This window comes from Haloarcula argentinensis DSM 12282 (assembly GCA_000336895.1).
Lineage (GTDB): Archaea > Halobacteriota > Halobacteria > Halobacteriales > Haloarculaceae > Haloarcula > Haloarcula argentinensis.
Genome location: AOLX01000016.1, coordinates 1 through 9,950 on the forward strand (window position 1 = coordinate 1; position 9,950 = coordinate 9,950).

A 9,950-nucleotide genomic window follows, 5' to 3' on the forward strand; every position below is an offset into this window, starting at 1 on the left:
GAGATGTGTATAAGAGACAGGTCGTCAGGCTCGAGTTCCTCGCGCATCTCGTCAGTGACCTCTGTCAGGGCCTCCTGGTTGTTGCCGTGCTGCTTGATAATCACGCCATCGCTGGAGAGTTCCTGAACGGTCGCGACAAACAGCGGTGACTGCTTGAGCTTCTTGTTCTCGTGGGTGAGTCGTTCAAGCTTCTGCTGGTACTTGTTGTTCTCCGCGTTCGCGTCCAGCAGCTTGTCGCGCATCTCCTCGTTCTGGGATTCGAGCACCTCCAGCCGCTCCTGCAGCGCCTCGATCTTCTGTTGCTGAGACGCGTCATCGTCGTACGGCATATCGACCTCGTCGACGGTGTCGGTCATTACGACGCCTTTAGTAGGTGTATCGTTATGAGGCTTCGGGTAGTCTCAGAAACTGTATCACCCGGTATGTGCCCTGTGGAGGGGGTTACTGGCCGCTCTCCGTCTATAGGTATCAAACCGGCACGTTTCTTGGCCCCCGCTGGAAACATCCGTCCATGCCAACCGACCGCGAAGAAGTCATCATCGTGGGCGGCGGCGTCGCCGGACTGTCGGCGGCGATCTACACCGCTCGCGCCGACCTGTCGACACGCATCATCTCGACCGGTGAATCGATACTGAACCGCAACGCACACCTCGAAAACTACCCCGGATTTCCGGCAGGGATCAACCCCCGCCTCCTGCTCGAACTCATGCGAGCACAGGCGCGGCGCGCCGGCGTCTGGTTCATCGACGGCGAAGTCGAACAGGTGGCGGAAACTGAGGAAGGCTTCGAGGTGACCTGTGCCGACGGCGAGTCATACGACGCGACGTACCTCATCGCCGCGTCCTGGTCGGACCCGTCGTATCTGGACGGGCTGGCTCTCTCACTCATCGACCGCGGGTCGAAACAGTTCATCTCGACCGACGAGCAGGGCCGGACCGATGTCGAGGGGCTGTACGCGGCCGGCCGACTGGCCGAGCAGCACCACCAGACTATCGTCGCTGCGGGCCACGGCGCACAGGTCGGCCTCACGCTGTTAGAGGACGCCGACATCGACTTCTATCACGACTGGACCGCACCGGAGGGGTATTTCACCGGCCGCGACCGACCGGTTCCGCCGGGCTGTGAGGAGATCGACGAGGCGGAGCGTAAGAAACGCGAACAGGAGTCTCTAGAGGTTATGCGACGGTACTTTGAGGAGCCGATGCCGGGCGAGCCGACGATGCATCCGAGCGTCGATCAGGAGTCGGACTGATAGGGACTGCTGTAGCAGTTTCCCGACGGTACGGCGGCTGGTGCCGAAACGGCTTACAGCAGTCGCTATGGCCCTGTTTCGAGCGAGCGTGCGACTGACTGCAGCCGTTCGATCCGCTCGGCTGTCGGTGGGTGGGACCGTGTTTCGATGGACGACGAATCGCTCGACGCCGCCGTATCGAACCCGTGTGGCAGGAAGCACAGTCCGCGGACGCCCGCGTACGCGAAGCGCTTGTCTGTCCCCGGCCGGTCATCATCTCCATCGAGTGTTTTTAACGCCCCGACGAGCGCGGCGGGGTCGCCAGTCAGCTGGGCCGCGCTCCGGTCGGCGGCGAACTCCCGAGCGCGCGACAGCGACCGCCCCAGAACAACGACGGGAGCGGTGAACACGCCCAGCGCGACGCCGCCGAACAGGACCGTCACCGCGAACAGAAACAGGAACCCCAGCGTGAACGAGAGGCTTCCGAAGGGGGCCTCAAGCACCCGGGCGCTGAATACGTATGCGAGACCAAGTGCGACAAGCCCGAGCGCGTGGCGGCTCCCGCCCGGGAGCAGGTCTGCAATCGGGTCGTACTCGCCGTTGGTCAGCGATGGAAGGAAGCTGGCCAGCGTCATGACGGTCGCGTCGCGGTTGGCGACGTGCATGAGTTCGTGGGCCAGTACGGCGTCGAGTTCGTCGCCGTCGAGGGTCGACAGCAGCCCCTCGCTGACGACCACCGTCGCGCCGCCAAGCGTCCCGATGGCGAAACTGTTCGGTACGTCGGCGTCTGCGACGGCAATCCGTGGCGGCGTGAGGTCGGCCAGTTGCGCAAGCCGCTGCACTCGCTCGTGGAGGTCGGGGTACTCGTCGGGGCCGACGATGCGAGCGTCGACCTCGGCCATCGTCTGCGCGCTGGTGTATCGGAGCTGTGCCCAGACGAACGCCACGAGGGCAGGAGTGAGAACGGCTACCCACCAGGCGATACGTGCCGACGCCCCACCGAACGGGAGGGAGGCGGCAACGGCATCCCGCACCGGCGAAAGCCAGGGCGTCAGAAGCACCGCCGCGGTCGCGACCACAGCGATGTCGACGGCGAGGAGCAACAGGAGGGTCCACAGCATACGGCGGGTCAGTGTCCGCATAGGGTTAGTTCTGCTATACCCACAGCGGATGAAAGGTTTTCTGCTCAGACAGTCCAGCAGTGAGGGAAAGTATTTATTTTGCCGCCGGAAACGGTGCCGTAGTGTCAACAAAGCTGGTGCGTGCCGCCCTCGCCCTCCTCTGTGCGGTCGCTGTCCTGTTCGGCACGGCGCTGTTTCCCGGCGCACTCGGCGTCGAGTTCGAGTCGAGCGGCCCCCTCGACAGCCAAGCGAGCGAGCCGACCACACCCGACGGAACAGTGCCCGACGATGTCAACAGTGGGCCAACACCAGTGGCGACGAGTGATGGAGCAGAGACGACGCCACGGTCGACGAGCGACGAGGCCGCGGCGACAGCGACGCCAACACCGACGGAGACGGCGACAGAAACGCCGGCAGCCGGCGGGAGCGAAGACAGTGTGTCCCCAGTACTGGTGAAACTGGTCGGACTGGCGCTGATCGGCGGGTTCGGCATCGTCGCAGTCGGCGTTATCCGGGCCGCATCGAACGCGGAGAGTGATGGATCGGCAGACGCTGGGCTCCACTTGCATCCGATTCTGGAGGCACTGGCGGGAACAATCGTCTCGGCGGTTTCGAACGGTGCAGTGGGGCGGACTGTCGGTCGGATTCCGGAGGTAACGACCACCGCGTTGCTCTCGGCTTCGGCGGCCCTGTCACGGGTCGGAGCCGGTATCAGTGCCGTCTCCGGCGGTATCCTGACTGGATTAGCAACAGGGCTCGGGTCGGTCGGCACGATGTCTCTCCGGGGAGCCGCCGGCCTGCCGAGTGCGCTCGGGTCGCTCTCAGTCGCGCCGTTCAAAGCCCTCAGCGGCTTCGGTGGGGCCGGTGGCTTCCTCGCCTCAGTTCGGAGTGGCGTCGACAGTCCATCGCTGTTTGGCTCGTCGGACGCAGAGTCCAGCCAGCCAGCGGCCGCCGAATCGACGGCAGAGGCGGACGACGGGCCGGACATCGATTCACTGTCGGTGCAGGAGGCCTGGGCGCTGCTGGCTGACCGTGTGTCTGTATCAGATCCCGAGACAGCGACGCCCGGAGAGTACGCTCGCCGGGCTATCGACAGCGGGCTGCCAGCCGAGCCCGTCCGCCGGCTAACAACCCTCTTTCGGGAGGTCGAATACGGCGGGCAGTCGGCGACTGGCGACCGGACGGAATCGGCTCGGACCGCCCTCAGAAAGCTGCTTGGAAGGGGTGAGGATTGATGAGCGACGCGGAGTCTCGGAATGGGCAGGGGGAAACTGCTCGGGCGACCATCGACGTCAGTGTCGAACGGCCGACACCGGGTCGCAGATTCGTCCGGTACACCCTGTTGGGACTCGTCGCGCTTGCTGGGGCGGTGTTCGTCGTCACCTTCCCCTCGGTGCTTCCGGACGTTGGTAGCGGAACGGCCAGACGGCTCCAACTCGGGGCAAGCATCGGTGCTGTCGTAATCGGCCTTTTCGGCCTGTACACCGTTGTCCGGACAGACGATTCGACGCTGCCGCCGATAAAAGGGAGACAGCCGCGTAACTCGTATCGCGACGACAGGGACGACAAGTCGTCGGAACTGCTCGATGAGCTACTGGAACCGGAAGCGATACCGTCGGAATCCGGCGAGCTGGTTGGCGACGACATCGACGAGTTGCTCGCAAAAATCGATGGGCAGGTCGACCTCTACAACGGCCTCGAAGCGAGCTATGCGTCGGAAATCAGGAACAGACTCCGTGAGGGCGCGCGACAGATGCTTGTCGAAACGGCGGATATGTCGACAGAGGCAGCAGCCCGAGAAGTCCGCACTGGGTCGTGGACGGACGACCGCCGAGCGATTGCCTTCCTCGGTGGCCCGGACGCGCCCGACCCGCCAATCGAGATGCAGCTCCGGGACTGGGCCAGCGGTGAGGGGTTCGACCGGAAGGTCGAGGCGGCGACGGCCGAGATACGACGGCTTCAACGGGGTGACCGCGCGTGAGCACGCGCGAGACGACCCAGCGCAACGTCGGCGTCTCGGCCGCACTGGTGGCTGGCGGGGCCGGCATCGTCACCGGAAACCCGACGGTTTTCATGGTCGCGGCGGTGGCGCTGGTGTATGCAGCCTATCAGGCGGCTATCGGCGACCCCGAACCGACGCTCACGGTCGAGCGCCACGTCGAACCGGCCGACCCGCTCCCCGGCTCGGAGGTGACAGTGACGCTGACGCTCACGAACGACGGGGACGCGACCCTGCCCGACGTTCGCGTCCTCGACGGCGTCCCGGAACGGCTGGAAGTGGTCGAGGGCTCCCCACGCTTTGGTACCCACCTCGAAGCCGGAATGTCGGATTCGGTCACCTACACCGTCGAAGCCCGGCGCGGTGACCACGCGTTCACCGACGTGGCAGTGGTCTGCCGAAACCTGACCGGGACCGTTGAGTTCGCCGAGCAGGTCACCGTCGAGACGACGCTGTCGTGCAGTGCCAGTGTGGACACGGCCCCGCTCTCGGGCCAGACGCTCTCCCAGTCCGGGCGTATCCCGACAGACGCCGGCGGGAACGGGCTTGCCTTCTACGCCATCCGTGAACACCAGTCTTCGGACCCGATGAGTCGCGTCGACTGGAACCGCCTCGCGAAGACGAACGAGCTAGCGACCGTCGAGTTCAAGGAGACGCGAGCGGCCACCGTCACCACGCTGGTGGATTCAAGACATTCCGTTGCGTGCGAGGCAAACGCGCCCACAGCGGTCCAGTTCTGTACCTACGCGGCCCAGCAGGTCGGCTCGGCGCTACTGGACATGGACAACCGCGTGGGTGCTGCAGTCTACGACAGTTGCGAGACGCTGCAGCCGTCGGCCAATCGAGCACAGGAACAGCGGTTGGAGGCGTTTCTGGAAGGGGTTGTGAGTGGATCGTCGGGGAATCGTGGTTCATCGCTGCTCAACACCGGCACCCGAACTCGGCGAATGCAGTCACCGACCGAGATGGCAGACCGCTACGGCATCGCCGACGGCGGCGACGCGGTGGCGACGCTCGACCGCTCGATACCGAGCGAGTCACAGGTCGTGTTCTGCACGCCCTTGCTCGACGACCGGGCGGTAGATGCGGCGAAACGGCTCGCCGCGTACGGACACGCGGTCACAGTCGTCAGTCCGGATATGACAACCGGTGATAGTCCGGGCAGTACCGTCGAGCGAATTGACCGAACAGCCCGCCTCGACAGCCTTCGAGGGACGGTCCGAGTCGTCGACTGGACGCCCGCGGAACCGCTCGCGAAAGCCCTCATTCGCGCCACGGAGCGGTGGGCATGACGGACCTCGACAGTCGGCCGGCGACAGCGAGCGCGGCGCTGGCCGGAACGGTGGCGGTGCTCGTCTCCCTCGTTCTCGGCCTCGCTGTCGTGGACCCGATACCAGTGCTGGCCGGCTTCGTCGGCGGGCTCTGTATCGCAGCTGGGGTCTGGGCGCTCCGCAGCGATGCCCACGACCGCATCGCCGGCGGTAGCGTCGCCATCGTCATCGGTGCGGGCGTGTTCTGTGGAACCGCGCTGCTGGCGACTGACTACTGGTCGCTCGTCATGGCGCTCGGGTTCCCGCTGGCCGCCACACTCGTCGTCATCGACGCGAGTAGCGGGTTGGTGCCGCCGACCGATGTGACGGACGAACTCACGGCAATGCTTGACGAGAGCTTCGTGGTACTGGTGGTCGGTATCTGCGTCACAATCGTCTGTGCCGTCGCCGCTGCCGTCAGGCTGCCCTGGGTACTCGTCCGTGTCGTCGCCGGCCTCTCGGTCCATCCGCTGGTGGGCTTCGTGACGCTACAGGCCGGAGTCCTTCTCGCCCTGTTGTTGCTGGACAAAACCACGAAGACGCTGGAGTCGTGGATTCCGGAACCCACAGCGACGACCGACCGGGCGCTCGGGCGGCTGGATTGGCTGGGGACAGGCTGGTGGGACATCGACCGCTACGTCAAAGCCGCCGTTGGCCTGCAGTCGCTCGTGGCGTTTGTCCCGACAGCACAGGGTCTGTTCGACAGCTTCCTCGGCTCCCTCCCAGTGCTCGGGTCGGCGCTACGGGTTGCCCTCAGTGGCCCGCTCCATCTCGTTCTTGCGGCCGGACTCTTGCCGGTACTGAGTATCCTCATCGTCGAACGGTTCCGGCAGTGGCTGTTGCAGTGGCTGGGGGACGACCCCGGACAGTCGCTGGCGCGGCAGACCGGCAGTATCGTTGTCCCTGTCGGACTGCTGCTGGGCGCGCTAATCCTCACAGTCGCTGGCGTGACCCGGCGAGTAGCGCCCACGTATACCGGGGCCGGTCACTATGGCTCGGCGACCGTGTTGCTACTGGGCGTCCTCATTTCGGTCGTCGTCCTCCGCGGACTCATCACGCTGCTGTCCGAACTGGTCGGTGCGGAGTTGCTGTCCCGACAGGTGGCAGGGTTCGCGGCCGGAAGCGGGCTCCTGTTCGTCATGACGTTGCTCGGGGCTGAGCGCGGACTCGCACCGATACTCGTCCTTGTCGGGAGCGCGGCGGCACTACTGATCTGGGACGCCGGCGCGCACGCCAGCAGCATCGGGCAGCAACTGGGCCGGGACGCCGAGACGACCGACAGCGAGTTCGTCCACGTCACCGGAACTGCGGCCGTCCTCATCGGAGCGATCCTCCTCGTGTTACTCGTTCGGTACGCGCTCATCCCGGTCGCAGTTCCGGCCACGGCGACCGGGCTCTCGCTCAGTTCAGTGGTCGCGCTCGGGCTGGTTCTGCTGGCGATAGCCGCGTTCACCCTCGCACTGAACGCACACGACGGTGGGCCACGTACCAGCAGCGACAGACGGAGCGAGCGGACTGCCGACGACAGCGACTAGTTCCGCCGGGGAGACAGGGGCTTTTACCCCCGCGCCGCGAACCGGCAGGTATGCTGACCGGAGTCAACGTCGTTCTGGGGGTGTCTGGGTCTATCGCGGCCGTCAAGACGGTGGAGCTCGCACACGAACTCCGACGGCAGGGGGCGTCCGTCCGAGCCGTGATGACCGATAGCGCGACAGGTATCATCCACCCGTGGGCGCTTGAGTTCGCGACAGACAATCAGGTGATTACTGAAATCACTGGCAGTGTCGAACACGTCGACCTCTGCGGGCGCTCGGGCTGGGGCGATGTCCTCTTGCTCGCGCCCGCGACGGCAAACACTGTGGGGAAGGTCGCCGCGGCAATCGATGATACGCCCGTAACGACGTGTGTGACGACCGCCCTCGGTGCTGACGTCCCGGTCGTCGTCGCGCCGGCGATGCACGAACCGATGTACGACCATCCCGGCGTGCTGGACGCTATCGACCGCGTCGAGTCCTGGGGCGTCGAGTTCGTGGACCCGCGAGTCGAGGAGGGGAAAGCCAAGATCGCGACCGAGGAGGCTATCGTCACAGCGACCGCACGGGCCGCGGGCGACCGACAGCTGGCGGGCGAGCACGTCGTCGTGACTGCAGGTGCGACGACGGAATCGGTCGACCCCGTGCGGACGCTCTCGAATCGCTCCTCGGGACGGACCGGCCGGGCAGTCGCGCGGGCCTGCTACGCCCGCGGGGCCGACGTGACACTGGTTCACGACGGGCCGGACGTTCCCTACGCGTCCGTCGAGCAAGTTGAATCCGCCGGGGAAATGACCGAAGCCGTCCGTCAGATCGCCGACTCGGCCGATGCGCTGGTCTCGGCAGCCGCCATCTCGGATTACACCGTCGAGCAAGCACCTGAGAAGATCAAGAGCGGGCAGGCGGAATTGACACTGGCGCTACAGCCGACGCCGAAGCTCATCGACACCGTTCGGTCGGACCACCCCCACCTCCCTATCGTCGGGTTCAAGGTCGAAACAGCGGGCGACGACGAGACGTTAGTCGAACGTGCCCGCGAGATCCGCGAGCGGGCCGGGCTGGCTTTCGTGGTCGCCAACGACGCGAGCGTGATGGGGGCCGACGAGACGCGCGCCCTGCTCGTCGACGCGGACACGGTCACGGAGTACGTCGGCGAAAAGGAAGGGCTGGGCGCTCGTGTCGCCGACGAACTCGGTGACCATCTGTCCAGTCGTGGCTGACCGCGTAACCGATTACGAAATAGTTTTGCGTGTTCCGTTGCTCCGGTCCGATAACGATAGTACTGCCCGACGAACCGCTATTTGGAGTTTCTAAACAGAGACTGTGACTGTACTACCACCCCGTCGCCTGCTCGTGCCAGTAGCCGATTCGGTGACGGTCCGTAACACCGTTGCCTACGCCATTGAACAGGCCGAATCGGCGGCCAGAGAGGGACAGCAACAGGTGTCGTTGCACCTCGTCGCCGTCGCAAGCACGCGCGCCGTCGACCCCGACGCGCAGACGGAGCTCGGCCAGGCCAAGGACCTGCTCGACCGTATCGAAGTCTGGCTCGACGAAGATCTGGGTGCTGACCCGCCGTCGAACCTCGACATCGAGTTGGGTGTCATCGGTGCCGACCGCTACCTGTTCAGCCCCGGTGATTACGCCGACGCGATTCTGGCCTACGCCGACGAACACAGCATCGAACGGGTCGTCCTCGATCCGGAGTTCAACCCGGGCGGCACGACGCCGATGCTTCGGCCGCTCGAAGTCGAACTCGTCCGGGGCGATATCGAGGTCGAGACTGCGCCCGTCGAGCGACCGGCACGGTCGACCGCGCTCGCTCGCGCCGCGACGCTTCCGAAGTATCTCGCCATTTTCGGAGCGTCGTATCTGTTTTATTTGCTGTTGAGCTCGTACAAACCACTTGATTTCCTCACTGGCGCGATAACCGCGACGATCGTCACGGCGTTGCTTGCACCGATCGCGTTCAGTCGCCAGCCGTCGCTGACCCGGATTCCGAGACAGCTCGCGCGACTGGCAGTTTACGTCCCGTACCTGCTCAAGGAGATTGCCGTCGCCAACCTCGAAATCGCCTACGTCGTGTTGCACCCGTCGCTGCCGATCGACCCGAAGATGGTCGAACTGGAGGCCGCCATCTGGGGTGACGGAGCAGTGACGACGCTGGCAAACAGCATCACGCTGACGCCCGGGACGCTCACCGTCAGCGTCTCCCAGCAGGCATTTGACATCCACTCGCTCACTGGTAGTGCGCGCGAGGACCTGTTCGACGGTGGCCTCGAACGGGCCGTCCGGTTCGTCTTCTACGGCCGGGAGGCCGCGGCGATCCCTTCGCCGCGCGAACGGGGGCAGGGAGACGACGACGGCACAATCGAGAGCGACATCGGCGATCCGGAGGTGGCTGACGATGATTGAGTTCGAAGCGGCGCTGCTGGCCATCGCTAGTGCGTTCGTCCTGTTCGCTATCGTGTCGCTGTACCGCGTGTTCGCCGGACCGACAGACCACGACAGAGTCATCGCGGTCAACGTGATGGGGACGAACACTGTCATCGCTATCGCACTCGTCTCCGGCGCGCTCGATAAGCCGCTGTTCCTGGACATCGCGCTCGTGTACGCCCTGCTGAACTTCCTGCTCTCGATAGCGTTCTCGAAGTTCAACGTCGAGCACGGGGGTGTGCTATGACACCAACGGAGTGGGCCATTGTCGCACTCGCACTGGTCGGTGCCTGTCTCTTATACACATCTCTGAGCGGGCTG

The 9,950-nt window shown here is 65.1% G+C and carries 9 protein-coding genes and 1 pseudogene; 8 read left to right on the forward strand and 2 right to left on the reverse strand.

The genetic code is table 11. The features are described 5' to 3' along the window. Positions 1-356 (reverse strand): annotated as a pseudogene (locus C443_RS08880) (peptidase); the annotation flags it as partial. A gap of 155 nt (positions 357-511) precedes the next feature. On the opposite strand from C443_RS08880, the gene C443_RS08885 reads away from it, so the two are divergent. After that, positions 512-1,252 carry an NAD(P)/FAD-dependent oxidoreductase gene (locus C443_RS08885; protein WP_005535707.1) on the forward strand — a complete coding sequence of 247 codons (741 nt, stop codon included), beginning with the start codon at positions 512-514 and terminating at the stop codon, positions 1,250-1,252. 65 nt (positions 1,253-1,317) lie between these two features. Here C443_RS08885 and C443_RS08890 read toward each other — a convergent pair whose 3' ends face one another. Beyond that, positions 1,318-2,373, reverse strand: coding sequence for a M48 family metalloprotease (locus C443_RS08890; protein WP_005535708.1), 1,056 nt, complete (start codon positions 2,371-2,373; stop codon positions 1,318-1,320). Between the two features lie 101 nt (positions 2,374-2,474). Between C443_RS08890 and C443_RS08895 the strand changes: the two genes are divergently transcribed. From C443_RS08895 to C443_RS08925, 7 genes are all read left to right on the forward strand, one after another. After that, complete coding sequence (locus C443_RS08895) at positions 2,475-3,587, forward strand: DUF4129 domain-containing protein (protein WP_167321079.1); 1,113 nt, start codon at positions 2,475-2,477, stop codon at positions 3,585-3,587. Then, positions 3,587-4,333, forward strand: a complete 747-nt coding sequence (locus C443_RS08900) for a DUF7269 family protein (RefSeq protein WP_005535710.1) — start codon at positions 3,587-3,589, stop codon at positions 4,331-4,333. Before C443_RS08895 ends, C443_RS08900 begins: the two co-directional genes overlap by 1 nt. After that, positions 4,330-5,643, forward strand: a complete 1,314-nt coding sequence (locus tag C443_RS08905) for a DUF58 domain-containing protein (RefSeq protein WP_005535712.1) — start codon at positions 4,330-4,332, stop codon at positions 5,641-5,643. The genes C443_RS08900 and C443_RS08905 overlap by 4 nt, the downstream gene beginning before the upstream one ends. Then, positions 5,640-7,196, forward strand: a complete 1,557-nt coding sequence (locus tag C443_RS08910) for a DUF7519 family protein (RefSeq protein WP_005535713.1) — start codon at positions 5,640-5,642, stop codon at positions 7,194-7,196. The genes C443_RS08905 and C443_RS08910 overlap by 4 nt, the downstream gene beginning before the upstream one ends. 50 nt (positions 7,197-7,246) lie before the next feature. Next, on the forward strand, positions 7,247-8,413 hold the full coding sequence (coaBC, locus tag C443_RS08915) for a bifunctional phosphopantothenoylcysteine decarboxylase/phosphopantothenate--cysteine ligase CoaBC (RefSeq protein WP_005535714.1): 1,167 nt from the start codon (positions 7,247-7,249) through the stop codon (positions 8,411-8,413). A gap of 151 nt (positions 8,414-8,564) precedes the next feature. Beyond that, positions 8,565-9,608 carry a monovalent cation/H+ antiporter subunit E gene (locus C443_RS08920; RefSeq protein ID WP_049943980.1) on the forward strand — a complete coding sequence of 348 codons (1,044 nt, stop codon included), beginning with the start codon at positions 8,565-8,567 and terminating at the stop codon, positions 9,606-9,608. Continuing rightward, positions 9,601-9,876 (forward strand): cation:proton antiporter, encoded by a 276-nt coding sequence (locus tag C443_RS08925; protein ID WP_005535719.1) that lies wholly within the window; start codon positions 9,601-9,603, stop codon positions 9,874-9,876. Before C443_RS08920 ends, C443_RS08925 begins: the two co-directional genes overlap by 8 nt. The last annotated feature ends 74 nt before the right edge of the window (positions 9,877-9,950 follow it).